At 59.2% G+C, this 23,154-nt stretch carries 21 protein-coding genes and 1 pseudogene; 13 read left to right on the forward strand and 9 right to left on the reverse strand.

Going from position 1 to position 23,154, the window contains the following annotated elements:
• The first annotated feature begins 181 nt into the window (after nt 1–181).
• On the forward strand, nt 182–2,623 hold the full coding sequence (locus PSUM_RS11195; protein ID WP_033039336.1) for a dermonecrotic toxin domain-containing protein: 2,442 nt from the start codon (nt 182–184) through the stop codon (nt 2,621–2,623).
• A gap of 5 nt (nt 2,624–2,628) precedes the next feature.
• On the opposite strand, the gene PSUM_RS11200 is transcribed toward PSUM_RS11195, so the two are convergent.
• A complete protein-coding gene (locus PSUM_RS11200; RefSeq protein ID WP_033039334.1) occupies nt 2,629–3,423 on the reverse strand; it encodes an IclR family transcriptional regulator in 795 nt (264 codons plus the stop codon).
• A gap of 165 nt (nt 3,424–3,588) precedes the next feature.
• Here PSUM_RS11200 and hmgA point away from each other — a divergent pair, with 165 nt between their 5' ends.
• The 3 genes from hmgA to maiA are packed head-to-tail and all read left to right on the forward strand — an operon-like array spanning nt 3,589 to nt 6,849.
• Nucleotides 3,589–4,893 (forward strand): homogentisate 1,2-dioxygenase, encoded by a 1,305-nt coding sequence (gene hmgA, locus PSUM_RS11205; RefSeq protein ID WP_020796690.1) that lies wholly within the window; start codon nt 3,589–3,591, stop codon nt 4,891–4,893.
• A 3-nt stretch (nt 4,894–4,896) separates the two neighbouring features.
• Nucleotides 4,897–6,201, forward strand: coding sequence for a fumarylacetoacetase (gene fahA / locus PSUM_RS11210; protein ID WP_083348238.1), 1,305 nt, complete (start codon nt 4,897–4,899; stop codon nt 6,199–6,201).
• Between the two features lie 12 nt (nt 6,202–6,213).
• Complete coding sequence (maiA, locus tag PSUM_RS11215; protein ID WP_020796692.1) at nt 6,214–6,849, forward strand: maleylacetoacetate isomerase; 636 nt, start codon at nt 6,214–6,216, stop codon at nt 6,847–6,849.
• A 62-nt stretch (nt 6,850–6,911) separates the two neighbouring features.
• Here maiA and PSUM_RS11220 read toward each other — a convergent pair whose 3' ends face one another.
• On the reverse strand, nt 6,912–7,715 hold the full coding sequence (locus tag PSUM_RS11220; protein ID WP_020796693.1) for a SirB1 family protein: 804 nt from the start codon (nt 7,713–7,715) through the stop codon (nt 6,912–6,914).
• Nucleotides 7,716–7,898: 183 nt separating this feature from the next.
• Between PSUM_RS11220 and PSUM_RS11225 the strand changes: the two genes are divergently transcribed.
• A complete protein-coding gene (locus tag PSUM_RS11225) occupies nt 7,899–8,918 on the forward strand; it encodes a Glu/Leu/Phe/Val dehydrogenase family protein (RefSeq protein ID WP_020796694.1) in 1,020 nt (339 codons plus the stop codon).
• A 161-nt stretch (nt 8,919–9,079) separates the two neighbouring features.
• Here the strand turns inward: PSUM_RS11225 and PSUM_RS11230 are convergent.
• A pseudogene (locus PSUM_RS11230) lies at nt 9,080–9,319 on the reverse strand (YebG family protein); the annotation flags it as partial.
• 291 nt (nt 9,320–9,610) lie between these two features.
• On the opposite strand from PSUM_RS11230, the gene PSUM_RS11235 reads away from it, so the two are divergent.
• Nucleotides 9,611–10,111: a phosphate-starvation-inducible protein PsiE gene (locus PSUM_RS11235; protein ID WP_008054441.1), complete on the forward strand. Its 501-nt coding sequence runs from the start codon at nt 9,611–9,613 to the stop codon at nt 10,109–10,111.
• On the opposite strand, the gene PSUM_RS11240 is transcribed toward PSUM_RS11235, so the two are convergent.
• Nucleotides 10,108–10,425 (reverse strand): DUF3509 domain-containing protein, encoded by a 318-nt coding sequence (locus tag PSUM_RS11240; protein ID WP_020796696.1) that lies wholly within the window; start codon nt 10,423–10,425, stop codon nt 10,108–10,110. The two genes, PSUM_RS11235 and PSUM_RS11240, sit on opposite strands and share 4 nt — an antisense overlap.
• 301 nt (nt 10,426–10,726) lie before the next feature.
• Nucleotides 10,727–12,103, reverse strand: a complete 1,377-nt coding sequence (locus PSUM_RS11250; protein ID WP_083348239.1) for an L-serine ammonia-lyase — start codon at nt 12,101–12,103, stop codon at nt 10,727–10,729.
• 135 nt (nt 12,104–12,238) lie between these two features.
• Between PSUM_RS11250 and PSUM_RS11255 the strand changes: the two genes are divergently transcribed.
• From PSUM_RS11255 to PSUM_RS11275, 5 genes are all read left to right on the forward strand, one after another.
• Nucleotides 12,239–13,186 carry a LysR substrate-binding domain-containing protein gene (locus PSUM_RS11255; protein ID WP_033039325.1) on the forward strand — a complete coding sequence of 316 codons (948 nt, stop codon included), beginning with the start codon at nt 12,239–12,241 and terminating at the stop codon, nt 13,184–13,186.
• 214 nt (nt 13,187–13,400) lie between these two features.
• Nucleotides 13,401–13,811: an HPF/RaiA family ribosome-associated protein gene (locus tag PSUM_RS11260; protein ID WP_008054445.1), complete on the forward strand. Its 411-nt coding sequence runs from the start codon at nt 13,401–13,403 to the stop codon at nt 13,809–13,811.
• Between the two features lie 241 nt (nt 13,812–14,052).
• Complete coding sequence (locus PSUM_RS11265) at nt 14,053–14,619, forward strand: RNA polymerase sigma factor (protein ID WP_033045642.1); 567 nt, start codon at nt 14,053–14,055, stop codon at nt 14,617–14,619.
• Entirely contained in the window at nt 14,616–15,605 is a 990-nt protein-coding gene (locus PSUM_RS11270) for a FecR family protein (RefSeq protein WP_033045644.1), read from the forward strand. The genes PSUM_RS11265 and PSUM_RS11270 overlap by 4 nt, the downstream gene beginning before the upstream one ends.
• 213 nt (nt 15,606–15,818) lie before the next feature.
• On the forward strand, nt 15,819–18,245 hold the full coding sequence (locus PSUM_RS11275) for a TonB-dependent siderophore receptor (protein WP_083348240.1): 2,427 nt from the start codon (nt 15,819–15,821) through the stop codon (nt 18,243–18,245).
• A gap of 50 nt (nt 18,246–18,295) precedes the next feature.
• Here the strand turns inward: PSUM_RS11275 and PSUM_RS11280 are convergent, their stop codons facing one another.
• Complete coding sequence (locus PSUM_RS11280; RefSeq protein WP_020796702.1) at nt 18,296–19,171, reverse strand: helix-turn-helix domain-containing protein; 876 nt, start codon at nt 19,169–19,171, stop codon at nt 18,296–18,298.
• Between the two features lie 138 nt (nt 19,172–19,309).
• Between PSUM_RS11280 and PSUM_RS11285 the strand changes: the two genes are divergently transcribed.
• Nucleotides 19,310–20,212, forward strand: coding sequence for a DMT family transporter (locus PSUM_RS11285; RefSeq protein ID WP_083348241.1), 903 nt, complete (start codon nt 19,310–19,312; stop codon nt 20,210–20,212).
• A 12-nt stretch (nt 20,213–20,224) separates the two neighbouring features.
• Here the strand turns inward: PSUM_RS11285 and PSUM_RS11290 are convergent, their stop codons facing one another.
• Nucleotides 20,225–20,734: a DUF2165 family protein gene (locus PSUM_RS11290; RefSeq protein WP_083348242.1), complete on the reverse strand. Its 510-nt coding sequence runs from the start codon at nt 20,732–20,734 to the stop codon at nt 20,225–20,227.
• A gap of 174 nt (nt 20,735–20,908) precedes the next feature.
• Nucleotides 20,909–21,883: a 2-hydroxyacid dehydrogenase gene (locus PSUM_RS11295; protein WP_020796705.1), complete on the reverse strand. Its 975-nt coding sequence runs from the start codon at nt 21,881–21,883 to the stop codon at nt 20,909–20,911.
• Nucleotides 21,884–22,081: 198 nt separating this feature from the next.
• Here PSUM_RS11295 and PSUM_RS11300 point away from each other — a divergent pair, with 198 nt between their 5' ends.
• Entirely contained in the window at nt 22,082–22,339 is a 258-nt protein-coding gene (locus PSUM_RS11300; protein WP_020796706.1) for a hypothetical protein, read from the forward strand.
• Nucleotides 22,340–22,398: 59 nt separating this feature from the next.
• On the opposite strand, the gene PSUM_RS11305 is transcribed toward PSUM_RS11300, so the two are convergent.
• Nucleotides 22,399–23,148: a YkgJ family cysteine cluster protein gene (locus PSUM_RS11305; RefSeq protein ID WP_020796707.1), complete on the reverse strand. Its 750-nt coding sequence runs from the start codon at nt 23,146–23,148 to the stop codon at nt 22,399–22,401.
• Nucleotides 23,149–23,154 lie beyond the last annotated feature (6 nt).

The raw sequence follows: 23,154 nt of genomic DNA on the forward strand, positions 1-23,154 counted from the left end.
GAATTCTAAGGCGTTTTGTTTGTTCATGAATGCACACAAGTTTCGGGGTGTGCTTCCATGGCTGTAGTGTTTATATGTCTGGAATCGCCCCGATAGTTTCAGTTTCTCAGTTTAATTTTTATACAAGTTAATAGGGGCGCAATAACGACCAACATAATAATTTATGCAAAAAGGACAGTGCATGGAAATTAATGGATTAACCAATGAGTCCGCGTACAAGCTTCAAGAAGAAGTTTTACGCCCCTCCAGGAAAACACCACAGCTGCCGGATTGGCTGCAACGTGCAAGTGAGGAGGATCGCCAGTACTACTTTGATGCTGAGCAGTCCCTGACTGAAAGCGAACAGGCGCTGGATGCACTGCTTGGAGAAGTTAAGTCGCTGAAGGCGTTCGCCAGGTTTCAAGCGCGGGAAGTTGTTCGACTACTCAGCGGTGAAGTGGTGGACCCGGACCATATTTTCGTCCGCACTCACTATACTTTCTTCGTCGGCGAGCAAAAGGTTGTGCAGAGCAATCGCTTGACGCTTCCCGAATTCATGCTCAACGATTTGTACGGCTCCACCACCATTGCGCTGGAGATCAAACTGGAAGGGGACGCGCTGCCGTCCGGCGTGACCGCAGACGATATTCTGGAGGTGATGGTCGGCGCGAGCATGCGCAAATTCCATGCGGAAAAATTCGAAAAGAAGTACACGGACGAAGCGGTGCTTCAAGCGCAACAAATTCTGTTGAGTAGTCGTATAGGTCTGAGTTCATTCAGCGCGAAGCTGCAGGGCCATATCAGTGACGAGAGCCTGCAGATCGTCGCTATCTCCTCGCAAGGTGATGAGCGTTGTTCCATGGGAGCGCTCTCGTTCGGTGATGCGAAAGGCGCTTTCGAGGGGATGATTGTCTGCTGCGGGCCGCAGGGCGAAGAAGGGCTTTGTGTGCTGTATGCACCGCAGGCTCCGGGTGGCAGGAGCTGGTATGAGTTCGCGAGCTTCAGGCAGTTGAATTTCCATTTGTTCGATTGGACCGCAAAACCCGAAGGGCGCAGTTATCTGAGCCGCCAGGCATTGGCCAGTGAACGCGCCAGCCTGGACGCGTACATGAGACGTCTCCAGGACCTGCCGAGCCAGTGGTGCGGTATTCAGCGCAGCCCTTGGCCAAACAGCGCAGAGGGTGCATTGCGCCAGGCGGTTATGCTGCATGTCGATTGGTTGCGCGGGGAAATGCAAGCGGTCGTTCCTGCCGGGTATCGCTCGGCCACCGCCGCCCAGCGACAATGTTTTGCGCGGTTGAACATTGAGCTCAAGGGTTTAACCAAACTTGCAGGCCGCGAGGCAGCGTTGATCAGTTACGAGGACTTCGCCTGCAAGCTGATCAAGAAGCGTGCAGAGGAAGTCCTGGCGCAACACGGCGAAACCGTCGACATAGATCCTGACCTGATTGTGGTGAGGCTTGATGATTCCAAAGAGATGACCTTGTCCCGGATGATCATCGATGAACATCACATTACCGAAGAAAGTGGTCCGACTCATAACCGCGGAATTTACCCGTCCATTCGTCTATCACCCGGCCATCCACCCGTTTCCGATCTGCTGATCAAATATGTGCCAGGCTGGTCAAGAACGTTGCGCCCAGGTGAGCAGTATCTCGCCATGTTAAAGGCCGATTACCTGGACCAGGATGCCCCGGACTATGCCTTGAAACGTGACGTCTACGTCGATCTACGGCGCCATGAAATGCATCGTTCAGCGTTGGAAGCGCTGTTCTGTGGTCATCTTGAACGCAAGCAATATGAGCAGATTGAACAGCTCATTGAGCAGTCGCGCGAAGTGGAACCTGATCCAATCTCGCATGTTGAAGATCCCGAGTCTCCTCAACGCGAGGGTCTCTATAGGTTTTATCTTCAAAACTGCCAGGTTGACGGCATTTATGTGTTCCGCCTCATGCGCAATGGCGCTGCGGATGATTTGCTGTATACCCCACATGCGCCGGATTGCCGATCGTTCAGACCCTTGGCCGAGTTTGCCAGATCGGTGAAAACGGCAGAACTTGGCAGTTATTACAGCAAGCGAGTCAAGTTCACGCAGCAGAAAGTTGTCAGTGCATACCTTGAGAAAGTGAAGCTGCGTAGTATCGAGGACATCCCTCATTTGCAGTCCGATAGCCGAGTCCGCGATTTCTCCCGTTGCTACACCGATGCAATGGCTAAGGTCGTTGACGACGTGGATGCCAAGACCACCAGTCTTGGGGAAATTGTCAGCAAGCTGATCTACGATAATGCAATCGTGGCAGTCACCGTTTTAAGCCTCCCTTTTGCACCTATCGGACTCGCCTTGAGTGCTGTGGTGATGACCAACGCGGTGTTTGAGGGGGCGAAGGCGTACATGGAAGGGGACCACGAGAAGATGTTCTCGAGTTACCTCGATTGCCTGTTGGAGCTGGCTACGATGCGCATCGGAAAGCTAGGTTTTTCAATGGCGCAGAAGGCCATTGCCAAGCAGGTCGGCAATGTTAATACCTGCATGGGCGTAATCTCTGCGTGCACCGGCAAAACGGTGGACCTGGCTGTTGTCAGCGAACTGATGAAGCAGTCGCTCGCCGAGCCTGATTCCAGCGAGCAAACGATTTTGATGTAATCCGGCTAGCCGGTGATCGGGGGGGGCTCATACCCCATCCGCCAACTCACGGCCCGTGTCGCCGCCAGCAAGCGCTGCGCCGCCGGGCCGTTTTCGTCGGCATGAAACAACGAGGTCGGGCCGACAATGGTGATAACTGCCACCACGTGCCCGACGGCGTTGAACACTGGTGCCGACAATGCATCGACACCAGGCATCAGCAAACCGTGCACGTGATGCAAGCCGCGGCCGCGGATCTGCCCGCATAGCGTTTCATAGACTTGATCATCGCTGAGAGTGTGAGCGCCGGCCGACAGCAGTTCCTGCTCACGCAACTCCACGGTTTCACGCTTGGGCAGGTACGCGCCAAACACCAGGCCCGTGGAGGAGCTGAGCAAGGGCAACACCGACCCCAACTGTGTCACCACCGTCACCGCCCGCACCGCCGGTTCGATGTGCACCACGGTTGCGCCCTGATTGCCCCACACCGCCACGAAACAGGTTTCGTTCAAGTCGTCGCGCAACTCGGCCAACGGTAGGGCGGCGACTTTCAGCACGTCCATACTGTTGAGTGCCGCCAACCCGACGCGCAAGGCTTCACGGCCCAGGCCGTAATGATTGGTCGCCGCATTCTGTTCGGCAAAGCCACTGGCGATCAACGCCTGCAGGTAGCGGTGAACCTTGCTCGCCGGCATTTGCACGTGCTCGGCCAGGCGCGAGAGTGAAGTCGAGGGCGACAACTCGGCCAAGGCCTTGAGGATGTCAGTACCCACCTCGGCCGAGCGGACTTTCTGTTTACCGTTGCTGTCAGGCTTTTCCATGGAGGCGTTGTGATCCCGGGACGAATGGGCGTCTTTATAGCTTGACGGTCAATCCCAATCAAATTACGTTAAGCGTAATTGAATTACGATAAAAATAACCCCGACGTGCCACGAACTCTGCAACAGAGCGACCGGCCACTGTCGACTCCCTGTTCAGGAGGCTCCATGAACTCCGATTCAACGACGCCAGCGCTGGCCTATCAGTCAGGCTTCGGCAACGAATTTTGCAGTGAGGCATTGCCTGGCGCACTTCCCGTCGGCCAGAACTCTCCGCAAAAAGCGCCTTACGGCCTCTACACCGAACTGTTCTCCGGCACTGCGTTCACCATGGCACGCAGCGAAGCACGGCGGACGTGGATGTACCGGATTCAGCCTTCGGCCAATCACCCGGCATTCATCAAGCTCGATCGGCAATTGGCCGGCGGCCCATTGGGTGAAGTGACCCCCAATCGCCTGCGCTGGAACGCGTTGGACATTCCCGCCGAGCCAACCGATTTCATCGATGGCCTGGTGAGCATGGCGGCCAACTCCAGCGCGGATAAACCGGCGGGGATCAGCATCTACCAGTACCGCGCCAACCGTTCCATGGAGCGCGTATTCTTCAATGCCGACGGCGAAATGCTGCTGGTGCCGCAACAGGGGCGTCTGCGCATCGCCACCGAACTGGGCGTACTGGAAGTAGAGCCGCTGGAAATTGCGGTATTACCTCGCGGGCTGAAATGGCGCATCGAACTACTCGACCCACAAGCGCGCGGTTACATCGCCGAGAACCACGGTGCGCCGTTGCGCCTGCCGGATCTGGGGCCGATCGGCAGCAACGGCCTGGCGAATCCGCGTGATTTCCTGACGCCGGTGGCTTGCTACGAAAACCTTCAACAGCCCACGACGCTGGTGCAGAAGTTCCTCGGCCAGTTGTGGGGATGCGAGCTCGACCACTCACCGTTGAACGTGGTCGCCTGGCACGGTAACAACGTGCCTTATAAATATGACCTGCGCCGTTTCAACACCATCGGCTCGGTCAGCTTCGACCACCCGGACCCGTCGATCTTCACGGTGCTGACCTCGCCGACCAGCGTCCACGGCTTGGCCAACCTCGATTTCGTGATCTTTCCGCCACGCTGGATGGTCGCTGAGAAAACCTTCCGTCCACCGTGGTTCCACCGCAACCTGATGAATGAATTCATGGGCCTGATCCAGGGCGAATACGACGCCAAGGCCGAAGGTTTTGTGCCCGGTGGCGCTTCTCTGCACAGCTGCATGAGCGCTCATGGGCCAGATGGTGAGACCTGCACCAAAGCGATCAACGTCGACCTGAAACCTTCGAAAATCGACAACACCATGGCCTTCATGTTCGAGACCAGCCAGGTGCTGCGCCCGAGCACGTTCGCCCTCGATTGCCCGCAACTGCAAGACAACTACGATGCCTGCTGGGCTACTTTCCCAGCCACTTTCGACCCGACCCGGAGATAACCCATGACGCAAACTTCCATTACTCGCAGCTGGGTTGCTTCGGCCAACGGTCATGCGGATTTCCCGCTGCAAAACCTGCCGCTGGGCGTGTTCAGCGTGAAGGGGGCAGCGCCCCGTAGTGGCGTGGCCATTGGCGAGCATATCTTCGATCTGGAAGCGGCACTCGATGCCGGCCTGTTCGATGGCGCTGCGAAGGCTGCGGTCGAAGCCACCCGTGGCGGTCAGTTGAATGCGTTCTTCGAATTGGGTCGCGAAGCTCGCGTAGCCTTGCGTGAGCGTTTGATCGAATTGCTCAAGGAGGGCAGCACCCTGCGCGGCAAGATCGAAGCACAGGGCGCGAAGTTGCTGCCTCTGGCTGCCGATTGCCAGATGCATCTGCCAGCGAAAATCAATGATTACACCGACTTTTACGTCGGCATCGAGCACGCTCAAAACGTTGGCAAACTGTTCCGCCCGGACAACCCGTTGCTGCCCAACTACAAGTACGTGCCGATCGGCTATCACGGCCGCGCCTCGACCATCCGCCCGTCGGGCACCGACGTGCGCCGTCCCAAGGGCCAGACGCTGCCGGCCGGTCAGACTGAACCAACATTCGGCCCCTGTGCACGCCTGGACTACGAACTGGAACTGGGCATCTGGATCGGCCAGGGCAACGACATGGGCGACTCCATAGCCATTGGTGACGCCGCTGATCACATCGCCGGTTTCTGCCTGCTCAATGACTGGTCGGCACGTGACATCCAGGCTTGGGAATACCAGCCGTTGGGGCCATTCCTGTCGAAGAGTTTCATCACTAGCATTTCTCCGTGGGTCGTGACGGCCGAAGCGCTTGAGCCGTTCCGTCTTGCCCAGCCGGCACGTCCGGAAGGCGATCCACAGCCGCTGCCGTACCTGTTCGATAAACGCGATCAAGCCGCTGGCGCATTCGACATCGAACTGGAAGTCCTGCTGCTCACCGAAGCCATGCGCGAGCAGAACCTGCCGGCCCATCGCCTGACCCTGAGCAACTCGAAACACATGTATTGGACCGTGGCGCAAATGGTGGCGCATCACAGCGTCAATGGCTGCCAGTTGCAGGCCGGTGATCTGTTCGGTTCGGGCACCTTGTCCGGTCCTCAAAGCGGCCAGTTCGGCAGCTTGCTGGAGATCACCGAAGGCGGTAAGAAGCCGATCGAACTGGCCTCGGGCGAAGTGCGTAAATTCCTCGAGGACGGCGACGAGATCATTTTGCGTGGCCGTTGCAGCCGCGAAGGGTTTGCCTCCATCGGCTTCGGTGAATGCCGCGGCAAAGTGTTGCCGGCTCGCTAAGGGGATCGGTTCATGGAACTCTATACCTACTACCGCTCAACGTCGTCCTATCGGGTGCGTATCGCGTTGGCGCTCAAGGGCCTGGATTACCAGGCGCTGCCAATCAACCTGATTGCGCCACCGGGTGGAGAGCATCGCCAGCCAGCGTACCTGGGCATCAATCCGCAAGGCCGCGTGCCGGCATTGCGCACCGACGAAGGCGAGCTGCTGATTCAGTCACCGGCGATCATCGAGTACCTGGAGGAGCGTTATCCACAGGTACCGCTGCTGTCCAAGGATCTCGTTGCCCGCGCCCATGAGCGTGGCGTGGCGGCGCTGATCGGCTGCGATGTACATCCGCTGCACAATGTCAGCGTGCTCAATCGGCTGCGCCAGTTGGGCTTTGATGAACCGCAGGTTCTTGAGTGGATTGCGCACTGGATCAACCAGGGGCTGGCGACCGTGGAGCAGCTGATTGGTGATGAGGGTTACTGCTTTGGTTCGCAGCCCGGGTTGGCGGATGTGTACTTGATTCCACAGTTGTATGCCGCCGAACGCTTCAACATTTCCCTTGAGGCTTATCCGCGAATCCGCCGGGTAGCGACGCTGGTCGCCAGCCACCCGGCGTTCATCAAGGCGCATCCAGCTAACCAGCCTGACACGCCTTGATTTGCATATACCCGTAGGAGCGAGGCTTGCCCGCGAAGAACGATAACGCGGTGCTGTAGGGTTCAGTGGACGATGGAATTAGGAGGCAAATGCCCAAGTCGCTCGGTCAGGCGAATCCGCTGGATCGGATCGTCGCTGAGCAGCAATGCATGTTCCAGGTCGAAGCGCTCGGCATTCGGGCAGTCCAGCCGTTGGTACAGGCTGGCCCGGGCCAAGTAGTCGGAGGCGCTGGCGTTGCCCAGTTCCAGTACGCGTTCGGCGTCGATCAACGCGCCAATGTAATCGTCGTGGGAAAGATGTAGCTGGCGCAGGTTGCGTGACAGGCGTTGAAGCATTTGCGCGGGTGTGGCCGTGACCAGTTGCTCAGCGTTGAGTTGCATGTTCGGGCCATACTGGCGATGCAGCAGCTCCCGGCAATCGTTGGGATAAAGGCGCCGGCCGCCACAGGGGTCGAGCAGATGATCGGCACCTGGCACCCGCAGCAGGAAATGCCCCGGGAAATTGACGCCGACCAGCGGAATCTCCAGGCCTCTGGCCAGTTCCAGGGCTATCATCGCCAAGGCTAATGGCTGCCCGCGGCGACGCACCAGGACCTTATCGAGCAATGCCACTTGCGGCCGCAAGGGGGCGAAGTCATCCTGGGCGAACCCCAATTCGACCATGCGCCTGAGCAACGGTTGCGCCAACTCGCTCACGGGTAACATCGGCAAGCCGCTACTGACCCGCAGTTGCAGCTCCTTGAAGTGCGCCAACACTGCCTCGGGGTTAACCTGCTTGTCATGTTCGACGGCGATCCACAGCGCCGCCTCGAACAGCGCAGGCGGTGATCGTTGCAGACAGGCGAAAAAAGATTGGCGCGGCGTCATGAAAATCTCCGGGCTATGCCTCGTTTTAGACCGGTCTTTGCCATTCGTCCAGTACCGCACAGGGGCTAGTTTCGGTTATTTCCTAAAGCTTGCATGGCGCTTTTGCTTATTCCGGTGCGCTTCTGCAATTTTTGTGCACAAGCCTATACTGGCGACTACAAGAAGTGATTCGGGAGCCTTACGATGTTCGCTCTCATGCAAAGCACTCGCCTTGAATCGCTGCATCTGAGCGTCGACCCGGCCACCGGGTTGAAGGCGGTGATTGCCATTCATAACAGCCGTTTGGGGCCTGCTCTGGGCGGTTGCCGTTACCTTGCCTATCCCAGCGACGAGTCTGCAGTCGAGGATGCGGTGCGCCTTGCCCAAGGCATGAGTTACAAGGCGGCCTTGGCCGGCCTGGCCCAGGGCGGCGGCGTGGCGGTGATCATTCGCCCCGTTCACGTGGCCAATCGCGCTGCACTGTTTGAAGCGTTCGGGCGTTGTATCAATCAACTCGACGGGCGCTACATTACCGCCATCGACAGTGGCACCTCGGTGGCGGATATGGATTGCATTGCCCAACAGACCCAACACGTCACCAGCACCACATCGGCCGGCGACCCCGCGCCTCACGCGGCGATGGGCGTGTTTACCGGCATCCGCGCCACGGCGATGGCCCGGTTGGGCAGCGATAACCTCGAAGGCCTACGCGTCGCCATCCAAGGCCTGGGCAACGTTGGATTTGCCCTGGCAGAGCAGCTGCACGCCGCCGGCGCCGAGCTGCTGGTCAGCGACATCGACCACGGCAAGGTACAACTGGCGATGGAGCAACTTGGCGCGCACCCGATAGCCAACGACGCATTGCTAAGCACACCTTGCGACATTCTCGCGCCGTGCGGTCTGGGCGGGGTGCTGAACAGCCACAGCGTGACGCAACTACGCTGCTCGGCAGTGGCCGGTTCGGCGAACAATCAACTGACCCATCTGGACGTCGCCGACCAGCTGGAAAGGCGGGGCATCCTGTATGCGCCCGACTACGTGATCAATGCCGGCGGATTGATCTATGTTTCGCTCAAGCATCGTGGCGAAGACTTGGGGACCATCACCGCGCACCTGTCGAAAATCAGCTCGCGGCTCACCGAAGTCTTCGCCCACGCCCAGGCGGAAAAACGCTCTCCGGCTCGCGTGGCAGACGAGTTGGCGGAGAAGGTGCTGTATCGATAAAAAATCAAAAGATCGCAGCCTGCGGCAGCTCCTACGGGGGCTGCTTACTTCGGGGTTTTCGCGGCTTTGGCAGGCTTCGTCGGGGCCACCGGCTCAGCGATTGCCTCTTCAACGGGTATTGCCTCTTTAACCGACTCTACGACTTGCGCTGGCGCTGTGAGCAGTTCGGACAAGGCGTCCGGCTGGCTCTTGAACGCCTTGGCGAACACGTCGCGGTTTTTCGCCATGTAGATCCCGACTTCTTCCACTTGCTGTTCGGTCAAGGACGGAACAGCTTTTTGCAATACGTCAGCCAGCAACTCCGCCAGCTCGAGCATTTTGTCATGACGGTCAGCTTCGGCTTTATCCATGAACAAGCGCTCCAGATCTCGGCTGCTGCGGTATACCACTTCGACGGCCATTCACCACCTCACATGCCTTCAAATTATTAGTCTGATTCGACTACTGTATCTATATACAGCAAAGGATAAGCGAATCTCTCGGATTTGGGTAGTGGCTTTTTAATGTAGGCCGGTTTCGGGATTTGTCAGGCGTCGGGTTTTGGTAGCTGGGTAAAGATAGCTGCGACCAAACGTCACGGAGCGCAATCCAAGGCGTCTCGCCATCATGGACGTGGCCTTGTTTCTGCATGCAGAACAACCGTCACGTCCAACCTGCATTATCCGGTCGAGTCGACCTAAGGAAGCATCATCGTGAAAATCAACTGGGCCGAAAAGCTGCGGCAGAACGTGCATGAACTGGCCGAGTCACTGGGCAACCTGTTCGTCGAAACTTTCCACTACCTGGCGCTGTTTGCCATTGGTGCGGTGACCGCGTGGGCTGCGGTGATGGAGTTTCTCGGGATGCTCGAGCAGGGGCATATCAAGATCGACGACATCCTGCTGCTGTTCATCTACCTGGAACTGGGGGCGATGGTCGGGATTTACTTCAAGACCAACCACATGCCGGTACGTTTCCTGATCTACGTGGCGATCACGGCGCTCACGCGGCTGCTGATTTCCAACGTGTCCCATCACAATCCACCCGACTTGGGGATCATCTACCTGTGCGGCGGGATCCTGTTGCTGGCGTTTGCGATCCTGGTAGTGCGCTACGCCTCCTCGCAATTTCCTTCGGTGAAGATCGAGCATCCGCACCGTAAGACAGGTGCGGGCTCGGGTGAACATCCGGAAGTGGAGAAGGGCGAGCTTTAAAGCCTGATGGCCGGGCGCGGGCGGTTTTTTATCGAGGGTGGCGGCAGGCTGTGCGTGCCGCCATCGGTCATGGCTTCGAGGATGGCCACCGCGCTGTGCCCCTGTTCGATGGCGATGCCGAACTGGATGCTTTGCACCAGGCGCTTGAGCCGTTGTGGATCGTTGCGTTGTTCGGCACTGATCATGCGCTTTGCGACTACTCGGCCATTGTTGGACAGGGTCAGCATGATGCTGCCATCAAGACCCTGAATGCTCAGGTTGATCTGATAGTCCGCTGCAAAAGCATCGGTAATGAGCTGGAAAGGGTTGTCCATGATGCGTCACCGCTTGATTGAACGTGCAGTTGTTGACCGGCCGTGATCGGGTTGGTTCGCAACGCCGGACCATCGGCCATTCTCTCGTCAATATCGCCATCAATGTTCCAAACGGGATGTAGCAAAGGGCATGCCGGACAAGAAGCACGAATTGTAGGAGCGAGCATGCTCGCGATGCAGGTCAACGATGACGCGGGATATCTGGCGCCACGCGGCGCTCTCAGGTTTTTCGCGAGCAGGCTCGCTCCTACAGGGGGCTGCCCGTTTCAGGGCAATTTGCGCCTGCATGCCACCAAACCGGTCAGCACTCTACCCAGTTCACCGCCAGACCGCCTCGGGATGTCTCCTTGTATTTGTCGTGCATGTCGGCGCCCGTGTCGCGCATGGTGCGGATCACCCGGTCCAGGGAGATGAAGTGCTTGCCGTCGCCACGCAGGGCCATTTGCGTGGCGTTGATCGCCTTTACGGCAGCAATTGCGTTGCGCTCGATACATGGCACTTGCACCAGCCCGCCGACCGGGTCACAGGTCAGTCCGAGGTTGTGTTCAAGGCCGATTTCGGCGGCGTTTTCCAATTGCTCCGGCGTGGCGCCGAGGACTTCTGCCAGGCCGGCGGCGGCCATGGCGCAGGCAGAGCCGACCTCGCCCTGACAACCGACTTCGGCACCAGAGATCGAGGCGTTTTTCTTGCACAGGATGCCGACGGCGGCGGCACCCAAAAAGAACGCCACGACGTCATCGTCCGACGCATCGGGGTTGAATTTCATGTAGTAGTGCAGCACCGCCGGAATAATCCCCGCTGCACCGTTGGTCGGTGCTGTCACCATGCGACCGCCGGCAGCGTTTTCTTCGTTCACGGCGAGGGCGAAAAGGTTCACCCATTCCATGGCCGACAGGGTCGAAGTGATGACGTTCGGCTTGCCGATTTCCAACAGGCTGCGGTGCAATTTCGCCGCACGTCGCGGCACGTTCAGGCCGCCGGGGAGGATGCCTTCGTGCTCCAGCCCCTGCTCGACGCACTCGCGCATCACCGACCAGATATGCAGCAAGCCCTGGCGTATTTCTTCGTCACTGCGCCAGGCCCGTTCGTTGGCCATCATCAGCTCGCTGACACGCAGACCGTGCTGGTTGCAGAGCTTGAGCAGCTCGACGGCACTGGAAAAGTCGTAGGGCAAAACCACGTCTCGGGCAGGTGATAGCCCGGACTCGGCTTCTGCCGCCTCAATGATGAACCCACCACCGACCGAGTAGTACGTCTGTTCGAACAGTTCGCCGGTTTCGCCGAAGGCAGTCAGGGACATGGCGTTGGGGTGGTAGGGCAAACTCTCGTCGAGCAGCAGCAGATCGCGCGACCAGTTGAACGCAATGCTCACCTGGCCTGCCAGCAACAACTCGCCGGTCTCACGCAGGGTATGGATCCGGCTGTCGATGGTGGAGGGATCGATACGGTCTGGCCATTCGCCCATCAAGCCCATGACGCAAGCTCGGTCGGTGGCATGACCGACACCGGTCGCCGACAGGGAGCCGTACAAGCGGATTTCCACCCGCCGTACGTCAGTCACTGAACCCTGGTCCACCAGCGCCTGGGCGAAGGTCGCGGCAGCACGCATGGGGCCGACCGTGTGGGAGCTGGATGGACCGATGCCGACTTTGAAGAGATCGAAAACACTGATAGCCATGCTAAAGCCTATTCCTGCAATGGAAGATGAATCGCTGCCATTTTTGTAGGACAAGCGCACTTTCAGCGATACTGCCTCTCTCAGTCCTACGTGACCAACGAAACTTCCTAAGACAGCCTTTAGCAGGACTAAACCATGAGCCGCCAATTACACGCCCAGACTTACGTCTGGCTACAGGTGTTTTCCTGTGCCGCGCGGCACTTGTCGTTCACCCGTTGCGCCGAAGAGCTGCACATCACTCCGGGGGCGGTCAGCCAGCAGATCCGACACCTGGAAGAGCGCCTTGGTTTTCGACTGTTTCACCGGCGTGCCCGGGGCGTGGAACTGAGCGCCGAAGGCCAGCGACTGGCCATTACGGTCAACGAGGCCTACGGCAGCATCGATGCCGAATTGCGCCGGCTGGACGCGGGGATGATCAGCGGCACACTGCGGGTGCGTTCGATTCCTTCTTTCCTGAGCAAATGGCTGACGCCGCGCCTGCCACGCTTGCAGCAGCGCTTCCCGGACATCCAGCTACGCCTGGTCGCCGAAGACAGCAGCGTGCCGTTGCACGAAGGCGATTTCGACCTGGCCATCGACCTGAATGACGGCAGCTACCCCGGATTGTTATCCACAGCCTTGCTCGATGAGCAGATTTTCCCGGTGTGTGCCCCGGGCCTGTTACGCGGGCGTCCGCCGTTGCATGGCCCGGCGGACCTGCTGCATTTTCCGTTGCTGCATGACATTACTGCCTGGCGCGGCAGCTACGAATACGCGGAATGGGAGTTCTATCTCGATGCCATCGGCTTTGAAGGTGCCGATGTGCGGCGCGGGCATACCTTCAATCGCAATCACCTGACCATCGAAGCGGCCATCGCCGGGATGGGCGTGGCGATTGCACGGCGTACGCTGCTCAATGACGAGCTGGAGCGGGGCGCATTGATCGTACCGTTCGGCCTGGCGGTGCCCAATCACAAGCGCTACATGGTGCTCTACGCGCCGGGGGCGCTGAGCCATCCGGGCGTGCGGGCGGTACATGACTGGCTGGTGGAGGAGGCGGCGATTTTTCGCGGCCTGCACCCGCTGGGGGAGCGGCAGATGTGAGCAATTATTTCGTAAGAGAGGGGCGACCCAACTCCCGACCTTAACAGCGCTTTTGCCGGTTGTCCGGCTTTTTTTGCGATTAGATATTTATCTTTTTTTAGGGGTTGAATTGTTCATCGTACAGACCGATTGTGTAAGTAAGAGGTCACGGTGATGACGCCCAAGGGCTTAGCTGACCGGCCTCTCGCGAGCTAGCTGAAATAAGGGATGAACTATGCAAATCCAAGTCAATAGCGATAACCATATTCAAAGCAGCATCCGACTGGAGGAGTGGGTACGAACCACCATTGAGAGCACGCTCGAACGTTATGAGGAGGACCTGACCCGCGTCGAGGTTCACCTGCGGGACGAGAATGGCGACAAGCCTGGTCCCCATGATTTGCGCTGCCAGCTGGAAGCGCGGCCAAAAGGCCACCAACCGATTTCTGTCACCCATAAAGCCGCCAGCCTGGAACTGGCGATCGACGGAGCTGCCGAGAAACTCGAACACGCCCTTGAACACCTGTTCGGCAAACTGCGCGGCAAACCACGCGCTGCCGTGGTGCCCTTCGAGCGCAGGCCTCACGCCGACAAGCTGCTGGAAGAAGAGTTTCTTGAAAACGAACAGGCTGCGCAAAACGCTTGATGCCTGATTGACCCTCCCAATGAAAACGGGCCTGCAATGCAGGCCCGTTTTGTTTTGTGGCCAAGGGATTCAGTGAACCGCCGCACTCGTCGAACTGGTCGCACTGATAGCTGCTGTCAAGATAAGTGATCTCCCTCGACAGCTTTGCTTATGAGAATATTTATCATTAGTATTGCGCCTTGCTGGGTACACACCCGGTTGTTGGCCGGCCCGATTGCCGCTATGGCGCAGTATTGAATCAATGACTACTCCCGAATCTCCCGAGATCGAGCACGGCGAACCACGCGGCGATCGTGCGCATTTTCTCCAGGTATTTCTCTCCCAGCGTTCGCAAATGGAAGCGTTGGTGAGTCGTCGCGTGGGTTGCCGGGCCACGGCGGCGGACCTGGTGCAAGACTTGTTCGTGCGGTTCTGGCGACGCCCCCTGGTACAAGTTGAAGAACTCAGCACCTATCTGTTGCGCTGCGCCGGCAACATCGCCATCGACCACTTGCGCAGCGAAGGTACGCGGGTGCGGGCCAACGAAGGTTTAATGGCCGAACCGGCGCACTGTATGGGCGGCGAGCCGCAAGCGGCGCTGGAAGCAGGCAACGATCTGCGCCACGTCGAAGCGGCGTTACGCGCGTTACCGGAACGCACGCGGCAGATCTTTTTGCTCAACCGCATCCATGGTCGCAAGTACGCCGAGATCGCCAAGGCCATGGGCCTGTCCCAGAGTGCCGTGGAAAAACATATGATGCGCGCGCTCGAGGCCTGCAAAGCCAGCCTGCGCGAATGCGAGCCGCGTATGCCAGGGAAAGCACTGTGAACAGCATCGAACGCGTCAGGCCGACGCCTGCTCAGGAACAGCAAGCGCTGGCCTGGTTAAGTCTGTTGCATGACCAGCCCAGCAGCGGTGACCAAGCCACCTTCAGTCAATGGTTGCAGGCCGACCCCGCGCATGCGCAGGCTTATGCCCGTGCGCAAGTGTTGTGGGAGTTGAGTGAAGTGCCGGCGCGCAGGCTCGCCGACGAGGACGCGCTGGCCTTGCAGGGTTACCTCAACGCCATGAATCGCTCACGTCGCAGCAGCGTTCGGCGCTGGTCGGGCGCGCTGGCCATGGCGGCTTCCCTGCTGCTGATGATCAGCCTCGGTGGCGGTTGGCAGCCGTTGCGTTGGATCGACGACCTGGGCGCCGATTATGTCTCGGCACCGGGGGAAGTCCGCACCATCACCCTGGCCGATCAATCGCAGGTCACTCTTGATGCCGACAGTGCGATTGCGGTGGATTTCAGTAAGGGGGAGCGGCGTGTGCAAGTGCGCCGCGGTGCCGGATTTTTCAGTGTGACCCATACCGGCGAGCCATTTGTGGTGGACGCCGGGAAGGGCCAGGCGCGGGTGCTCGGCACACAGTTCGAAGTGCGACTGCAACCTCGTGGGGCGCAGGTGACGGTGTTGTCTGGCCGGGTTGGCGTGAGGGCGCAAAAGAACGCGGACCAGCAGATCCTGACGGCCGGCCAGCAAGTGGCTTACGGCGAAGGCTCAGCGGGAAAACTTCATGCGGTGGACAGCGAAGCGCAACTGGCGTGGCGCCAGGGATGGCTGACTTACTACAAGGCGACGCTGGCTGATGTGGTCGAGGATTTGCGCCGTTACTACCCGGGGAGGATCGTGGTGCTCAATGATGACGTGGCACAGCGGCAGATCAGCGGCAGCTTTCCGAGCAAGGACCCGCAGGCGGTATTGAGTTCATTGCAGGGGGTGTTGGGCTTTGAGCAACACCAGGTTCTGGGACATCTGATTATTTTGCGCTGAGACGATTGGCCCCTTCGCGAGCAGGCTCGCTCCCACAGGAGAACGCATTCCAAATGTGGGAGCGAGCCTGCTCGCGAAGGGGCGAATCTAACACCACACCTCTTGGAATAATTATTTTCAACTTTCTGCTGAGGTAAAACCGAACGCCATCCGTGTAGTGACTGAAACTGCGAGTCATTCGCATCCGTTGTGGTTCTACACAGGTCATGAGTCATGAAGTCCAGGGCAATACCGGGTTCGGTCAAACAATGGTTGGGTGTGTCTGCGTTGAGCTTCGCGGCGTTGGCGCTGCTGCCGCTGAACGGGGCACTGGCCGCGTCTGCCAGCACCCCGCAAAGTGCGCTATTCAGCTTTTCGATGGTCGCCAAACCCTTGCCCCAGGCGTTGAGCGACTTCAGTCACGTCACCGGTATCAGCGTGGTCTATACCGATGAGGCGCCGTATGGCCTCAATGCCCCGGCGCTCAATGGCCAGTTGAGTGCCGAACAGGCCCTGCAGCGGTTGCTCGGCGGTTCCGGCTTGACCACGCGGCGCATCGATGGCCACACCATGGTCCTGGAACCGCTACCGACCGAGGGCGCGTTGAATCTGGGCGCTACCACCATCACCTCGGTGATGGAACCTTCCACAAGCTACCAGCCTCCGCCTACCAGCTCGGTGATGCGTTCCTCGACGCCGCTTCAGGAAATTCCCCAGACGGTCAACGTCGTCCCGGCCCAGGTCATTCGCGACCAGGCTCCGCGTAACCTGGATGACGCGCTGGCGAACGTCAGCGGTATCACCCAGGGCAACACGCTGGGCAGCACCCAGGATTCGGTGATGACCCGCGGTTTCGGCGACAACCGCAACGGCTCGATCATGCGTGACGGCATGCCGGTGGTGCAGGGGCGGGGCTTGAACGCGACGGTGGACCGGGTCGAAGTGCTCAAGGGCCCGGCCTCGCTGCTCTATGGTATCCAGGATCCCGGCGGCGTGGTCAACATGGTCAGCAAGCAGCCGGAGCTTGATCCCTACAATGCCCTGACCCTGCGTGGCTCGACTTATGGCGAGGGCAAGAACGGCAGCGGCGGCACCTTTGACAGCACGGGTGCCCTGGGTGAGTCCGGGTTGGCCTACCGTCTGGTGCTGGACCACGAAGACGAGGATTACTGGCGCAACTACGGTGTGCATCGCGAGACGCTGGTGGCGCCGTCGCTGGCCTGGTTTGGTGAAAGCACCCAGCTGACGTTCGCCTATGAACACCGGGAGTTCCTGACCCCGTTCGACCGTGGCACGGTGATCGATCCGCGGGATAATCATCCGCTGGACATCCCCCGTGATCGCCGGCTCGACGAACCGTTCAACAACATGGAAGGGCGCTCCGACCTGTATCACTTCCAGGCCGATCACGACCTCAACGACAACTGGAAAGCCCATTTCGGCTACAGCTGGAATCGTGAGACCTATGACGCCAGCCAGGTGCGTGTGACCGCCGTCGACACCAGCAATGGCACGCTCACACGCAGCATGGACGGCACGCAGAATGCTATCAGTACGGACCGTTTCACGACTGCGAGCCTCGAAGGCAAGATCGATGTCGCCGGCATGCAACATGACCTGGTGCTCGGGGTCGATGACGAGTACCGCAAGATCTACCGCGCCGACCTGATCCGTCAGAAAAGCCTGACAACCTTCAGCTACCTCGACCCGGTATACGGCCGCGAAGTCCCGGGCACCACGGTCAGCCCGGCCGACAGTGCGCAGACCGATATCCTGCGTAGCGATTCGGTGTTCTTGCAGGACTCGATCCACCTCACCGACCAATGGATCCTGGTCGCTGGCGGACGTTTCCAGGAGTACGACCAGTACGCCGGCAAAGGCGTGCCGTTCAAGGCCAACACCGACAGCAACGGGCAAAAATGGGTGCCGCGCGCCGGCCTGGTCTACCGCTATACCAATGAACTGTCGTTCTATGGCAGCTACACCGAATCGTTCAAACCCAACTCGACCATCGCGCCGTTGAGCGGCAGCAGCGCCGTGCTCGACGGCAGCATTGCGCCGGAAGAAGCCAAGTCGTGGGAAGTGGGGGCCAGGCTGGAAATGCCGGGCCGCGTAACGGGCAACCTTGCGCTGTTCGACATCAAGAAACGCAACGTCCTGGTGGCTAACGCCGAAGGCCCGGTGACACTCTACAGTGCGGCCGGTGAAGTGCGTTCCCGTGGCCTGGAAGTGGACTTGAGCGGCCAGCTCAGCGACCGCTGGAGCATGATCGGCAGTTATGCCTACACCGATGCCGAAGTGACGCAGGACCCGGTCTACAAAGGTAAACAGCTGCAGAACGTCGCGAAGAATAGTGGCTCACTGTCGGCGGTCTATGACTTCGGCACGATCGTCGGTGGCGATCAGCTGCGGATTGGCGCTGGAGCACGCTATGTCGGGGAACGAGCGGGCAATGCCGTGAATGATTTTGACCTGCCGAGCTACACCGTCGCCGACGCGTTCGCCACCTATGACACCCAACTCGATGGGCAGCGGGTCAAGTTTCAACTCAACGTGAAAAACCTGTTTGACCGTACGTATTACACCTCGGCGGCGAGCCGGTTCTTTGTGTCGATGGGGGATTCGCGGCAGGTGACGTTGTCGAGCACCCTGGAGTTCTGATTAGAAATCGCGTCATCGTTCAACGCTGGCAGGCAATGAATATCCCGGCATTAACGCAAAAACGCCTGCCGATATTCTCCCGGCGTTCCACCTAGCGCCTGCCTGAATCGATTGGTGAAGTGACTGGCACTGGCAAACCCGCACGCCAATGCAATCTCTCCCAACGGCTGCGAGGTGCTGCGCAGCAACTCCCGCGCCCGGCTCAAGCGCCGCGCCAGTACATACTGATGGGGCGGCAAACCGAAGCTCTCACGAAACATCCGCGCAAAGTGGTACTCGGATAATGCGCACAGAGCAGCCAACTGCCCCAGGCTGATGGCTTCAGCCAATTGACTGTCGATGAACTCCACTAGATGCCGTCGCTGATGCGCGGCCAGGCCACCCTTGAGTCGCAAGCCGGGACGTACGCTGACCTGGCTGAGTAGGGCGTGGGCGAGCATTTCATGGGCCAGGCTGCTGGTGAGCAGACGTTCTCCCGGTTCGTCCCAGTTGAGGCGGATCAAGTGCCGAAAGCGCAACGCCTGTTGTGGGTCATCCAGAAAAGTTTGCTCACGCAACTGCAGTTGCCGTGGCTCGCGATCGAGCAGGGTGACGCAGCCGAGGGCAAATTGTTCCGGGCTGAAATACAGGTGGGCCAGGCGAATGTCGCCATTGATCACCCAGCCTGACTGATGGTCGGCCGGCAGGATGCACAGCTTGTCCGGACCGCCCTTGGTGCCGGGCTGGTCGCGCCGGAAGGTCCCGGTGCCGCCAGCGATGTAGCAGGACAGCGTGTGGTGGCTCGGCGCTTCGTAGTCCTGGGCATCGTGGTGGTTGTTCCACAAGGCTGCTGCCAATCCGTCACCGAGCTCGGCGCTGTGCTCCAGGCGAGCATTGGGCGAGCGGTTGAGGGCTTGAAAGACTTGCAGGGATTCCAGTGCGGGCATGATCGTTTCTCTCCAACGCCTTGCATCCTACTCCGTAGGCCTTCGCCTGCCAGCCCGTCGACTGACAAAAGCGCAAGATTATGCAAGTGCGGCGCAACGCGGCGCAGGACACTGGTCGCCTATCAAGGAGCCTTTGCCATGAACCTTTCGTTGTACCTGCTGACCGTGCTGATCTGGGGCACCACCTGGATCGCCCTGAAATGGCAACTGGGCGTGGTGGCGATTCCCGTGTCCATTGTCTATCGCTTTGGCTTGGCGGCGCTGGTGCTGTTCGTGATCCTGCTGCTTAGCCGCCGCCTGCAATTGATGAACCGCCGCGGGCACTTGATTTGCCTGGCGCAAGGGTTATGCCTGTTCTGCGTCAACTTCATGTGTTTCCTCACCGCCAGTCAGTGGATCCCCAGCGGACTGGTCGCCGTGGTGTTTTCCACGGCCACGCTGTGGAATGCGCTGAATGCACGGGTGTTCTTCGCTCAGAAAATCGCCCGCAATGTGCTGATGGGCGGCGCGCTGGGCTTGCTCGGTCTGGGCCTGCTGTTCTGGCCCGAGCTGGCGGGTCACACCGCCAGCCCGCAAACCTTGCTTGGCCTTGGCCTGGCCTTGTGCGGCACGCTGTGTTTCTCGGCCGGGAACATGCTGTCGAGCCTGCAACAAAAGGCCGGGCTCAAACCGCTGACGACCAATGCCTGGGGCATGGCCTATGGCGCGGCGATGTTGTCGGTATGGTGCCTGGTCAAGGGGATCCCGTTCGACATGGAATGGAACGCTCGCTACATCGGCTCGCTGTTGTACCTGGTGATTCCCGGTTCGGTCATCGGTTTCACTGCCTACCTGACCCTGGTCGGGCGCATGGGCCCCGAGCGCGCAGCCTATTGCACCGTTCTGTTTCCGGTGGTGGCGCTGAATGTATCGGCGTTCGCCGAAGGCTACCAATGGACTCCCCCGGCACTCGTGGGCCTGGTACTGGTCATGCTGGGTAACGTGTTGGTGTTTCGCAAGCCCGGCACGAGCGCCAAAACCGTGGCGGGGAAGCTGGCCTGAGCCGCAGGCTGTTCAGCTGTCTTTTACTGCCGTGAGAAAGATCAGGCCGAGAAACATATATTCAATATTGTTTTGTGCCCAAACATAGGTGTTGCGATGAACGGAGTAATCCATGTCGAACCATTCATTGAGAATGATGACGTATAAACCCTGATATACAAAAATACCTGTCACGAAGCCAGCGATTGCGAATTTTTTTGCTTCGTGAAACTCGTTGCGTGGTGCATCGAGTTTTCGATAGAGCTGCCAGGTCCCCACCAGGCAACTAAAGGTAAAAATAATTTCGAGTGAAATGATTGCCCAGTAAAAACGATGGTGAAACATGTTGGACGTGATGGACCTGTAGCGCCGTGAGTCGTTGCCCGTGGTGTCGCTCATGCTGATGATGCGCCCGATGTATTCGGCATATGCCGCATAATCGGTAACATTGTTGGCGAGCGTCATTAGCCCGAATAATGTTGCGGTTAAAACAACAAGTACTTTGCTCCGCCTTATCACAGAGGCGGTGGTGAGTTTGTTCATTGGTTATTCTCCGAGTGCGCCCTTGGTGCGTTCTTTGATCGCTCGAAGTTTATAGTTCTTCAGGGAAGTTCAGTCGGAGACTGCATTGCAAGTTATGTCGTCTGTTCTACTTAAATTGCAGCTCGCTTGATGTTATGGCAAATGGCACGTCCAGCCAGACGTGCCTTCGTTCATTCAACCTTTCCAGACCTGCGGGTTGACCAGGTCTTGTGGACGCTCACCTAGCAATGCGCTGCGCAGGTTCGCCAAGGCGCGGTTGGCCATGGCATCGCGGGTCTCATGGGTGGCCGAACCGATATGCGGCAAGGTCACTGCGTTTTTCAGCTGAAACAGCGGCGACTCGGCCAGCGGCTCCTTTTCATACACATCCAGCCCGGCACCGCGAATGCGGTTGTTTTGCAGCGCATCGATCAGTGCCGGCTCGTCCACCACCGGACCCCGGGCGATGTTCACCAGGATCGCGCTCGGCTTCATCAGGGCCAGTTCGCGATGGCTGATCAAGTGTCTGGTCTTCTCGCTGAGCGGAACCACCAGGCAGACGAAGTCGGCTTCAGCCAACAGCTCGTCCAGGCTACGCATCTGCGCACCGAGTTCCTGTTCCAGCGCAGTCTTGCGGCTGTTGCCGCTGTAGATGATTGGCATGTTGAAGCCCAGCCGACCTCGGCGCGCGATGGCCGCGCCGATGTTGCCCATGCCGACGATGCCCAGGGTCTTGCCGTGGACATCGCAGCCGAACAGCGGTGCACCGACGGTGGCTTGCCACTGGCCTGCCTTGGTCCAGGCGTCGAGCTCGGCGACGCGGCGTGCACTACTCATCAACAAAGCGAAGGCCAGGTCGGCGGTGCTTTCGGTGAGCACGTCCGGCGTGTTGGTGAGCATGATCCCGCGTTCGTTGAAATAGTCCACGTCGTAGTTGTCATAGCCCACCGAAACGCTGGACACGACTTCCAGACTGGCGGCGTTTTCCAGTTGTGCACGACCGAGCTTGCGACCTACCCCGATCAATCCGTGGGCGTGGGGCAGGGCTTCGTTGAACTGGGCGTTGATATCACCCTTTTTCGGGTTCGGCACGATGACGTCGAAGTCTTGTTGCAGGCGTTCAACCATTTCTGGCGTGACGCGACTGAAGGCGAGAACAGTCTTTTTCATGGGCGCAGGGCTCGTCGGGCGGAGAGAATGGGAGGAAAGCTACAAGCTTCAAGCGCCAAGCCGCAAGTCAAAAGCTACCCGCAGCGCGTTTAACTTGAAGCTTGCAGCTTGAAGCCTGTACCTGCCCTTCCGCTATACTGGCGTCTTTCGTGGCTCGCTGAACGGGCCCGACACAGTGTGCATCACCCGGAGCTTTTCATGACTTCCCCGAAACAACCGCCGGTAGCCGACGCCTTGAGCGACGAACAGGCAGAGCTGCCAGACAGCGTCGACTCCAGCGCTGACAGCGAGACCAAAACCGCAATCCCGGCGTTCAAGTTCCCGTTCAAGCCCGGTGAGCTGCAGGCCACCAAGGACGCCAGCCAGCCGTGGTACAAGAACGGCGCCAAGAATGGCCACACCAAGACGCCGGGGATGGCGCCTCCGGGGACACGCCGTTCGATGGGCAAGCGTTAGGTCTCAGGTTTATCCAGTGTGCTTCGCGAAGGGGCGAATACAGGTGTCGCCTGGTGGGCTCAAGCCGTTCGCAACGAAATGAAAGCATAGTGAGCGGGCGACTCGGTCGCCACCTGCGCACCCGCTGCCAATAGGGGGCCGGCGACATCGTCCCCCGACACATGAAACTGCCATTCGCTTTCCCACGCCGGTAACGTCTGTCCGGCCAATTCGTCGATGATCGTGGCGAACGCGGTCATGTCCGGCAGGTAAGCGGTAAACCCGTCGCCCTTGAGTGCAGTGGTTCGAATCTCCAATAGCGCGCATATCGCATCCTTGATGTGGATGTCATCGCGATCCGCCTGGCGAGAGCGCTGGATCAGGTCCGCCAGTTGCGGGTCCGCCAGCTCGCCACCGACAATCAGTGGCGGTCCCTGTTCCCATGATTGCGGCGGACATTCCTTGGCAGCGATGTTCAGGGGAATGTGCGGATTGATCTCCATCGGATAGATGCGGCACACCAGCGGCCGGCGCTCGTAGATGCGGCACAGGTTGTCCTCGTCAAGATGGCGGCAGGCGCCGGTGCTGTAGGCGGCAAAAGTGATGGCAACGAAAGCCTCGCAGGTGCCGCTGCGCACCACTGCCGAGCGCCGTTCGGCGTGCTCGCGTTGCTGCGCCGACAGGCCCAGGCCATTGCCCAGGAAGGCTTCCACCAACACGATGACCTGGCCACCGTCGGCCGCCCACATCCGGGCTTCTTGCAGGGTCAGGGGCACGTGGTGGTCATTGCAGCATTTGCCACAGCCTACACAGGAAAACGTCGTATTCATTGGGCG

Source organism: Pseudomonas umsongensis (assembly GCF_002236105.1).
GTDB lineage: Bacteria > Pseudomonadota > Gammaproteobacteria > Pseudomonadales > Pseudomonadaceae > Aquipseudomonas > Aquipseudomonas umsongensis.

Excerpts from the sequence above, each read along its gene's own strand:
- PSUM_RS11225 (WP_020796694.1), top strand. The coding sequence starts at position 7,899 with ATGTTCGCTCTCATGCAAAGCACTCGCCTTGAATCGCTGCATCTGAGC.
- hmgA (WP_020796690.1), top strand. The coding sequence starts at position 3,589 with ATGAACTCCGATTCAACGACGCCAGCGCTGGCCTATCAGTCAGGCTTC.
- PSUM_RS11260 (WP_008054445.1), top strand. The coding sequence starts at position 13,401 with ATGCAAATCCAAGTCAATAGCGATAACCATATTCAAAGCAGCATCCGA.
- PSUM_RS11275 (WP_083348240.1), top strand. The coding sequence starts at position 15,819 with ATGAAGTCCAGGGCAATACCGGGTTCGGTCAAACAATGGTTGGGTGTG.
- PSUM_RS11285 (WP_083348241.1), top strand. The coding sequence starts at position 19,310 with ATGAACCTTTCGTTGTACCTGCTGACCGTGCTGATCTGGGGCACCACC.
- PSUM_RS11220 (WP_020796693.1), bottom strand. The coding sequence starts at position 7,715 with ATGACGCCGCGCCAATCTTTTTTCGCCTGTCTGCAACGATCACCGCCT.
- PSUM_RS11290 (WP_083348242.1), bottom strand. The coding sequence starts at position 20,734 with ATGAACAAACTCACCACCGCCTCTGTGATAAGGCGGAGCAAAGTACTT.
- PSUM_RS11300 (WP_020796706.1), top strand. The coding sequence starts at position 22,082 with ATGACTTCCCCGAAACAACCGCCGGTAGCCGACGCCTTGAGCGACGAA.
- PSUM_RS11305 (WP_020796707.1), bottom strand. The coding sequence starts at position 23,148 with ATGAATACGACGTTTTCCTGTGTAGGCTGTGGCAAATGCTGCAATGAC.
- PSUM_RS11240 (WP_020796696.1), bottom strand. The coding sequence starts at position 10,425 with ATGGACAACCCTTTCCAGCTCATTACCGATGCTTTTGCAGCGGACTAT.
- PSUM_RS11200 (WP_033039334.1), bottom strand. The coding sequence starts at position 3,423 with ATGGAAAAGCCTGACAGCAACGGTAAACAGAAAGTCCGCTCGGCCGAG.
- PSUM_RS11195 (WP_033039336.1), top strand. The coding sequence starts at position 182 with ATGGAAATTAATGGATTAACCAATGAGTCCGCGTACAAGCTTCAAGAA.
- PSUM_RS11255 (WP_033039325.1), top strand. The coding sequence starts at position 12,239 with ATGAGCCGCCAATTACACGCCCAGACTTACGTCTGGCTACAGGTGTTT.
- maiA (WP_020796692.1), top strand. The coding sequence starts at position 6,214 with ATGGAACTCTATACCTACTACCGCTCAACGTCGTCCTATCGGGTGCGT.
- PSUM_RS11250 (WP_083348239.1), bottom strand. The coding sequence starts at position 12,103 with ATGGCTATCAGTGTTTTCGATCTCTTCAAAGTCGGCATCGGTCCATCC.
- PSUM_RS11265 (WP_033045642.1), top strand. The coding sequence starts at position 14,053 with ATGACTACTCCCGAATCTCCCGAGATCGAGCACGGCGAACCACGCGGC.
- fahA (WP_083348238.1), top strand. The coding sequence starts at position 4,897 with ATGACGCAAACTTCCATTACTCGCAGCTGGGTTGCTTCGGCCAACGGT.
- PSUM_RS11280 (WP_020796702.1), bottom strand. The coding sequence starts at position 19,171 with ATGCCCGCACTGGAATCCCTGCAAGTCTTTCAAGCCCTCAACCGCTCG.
- PSUM_RS11295 (WP_020796705.1), bottom strand. The coding sequence starts at position 21,883 with ATGAAAAAGACTGTTCTCGCCTTCAGTCGCGTCACGCCAGAAATGGTT.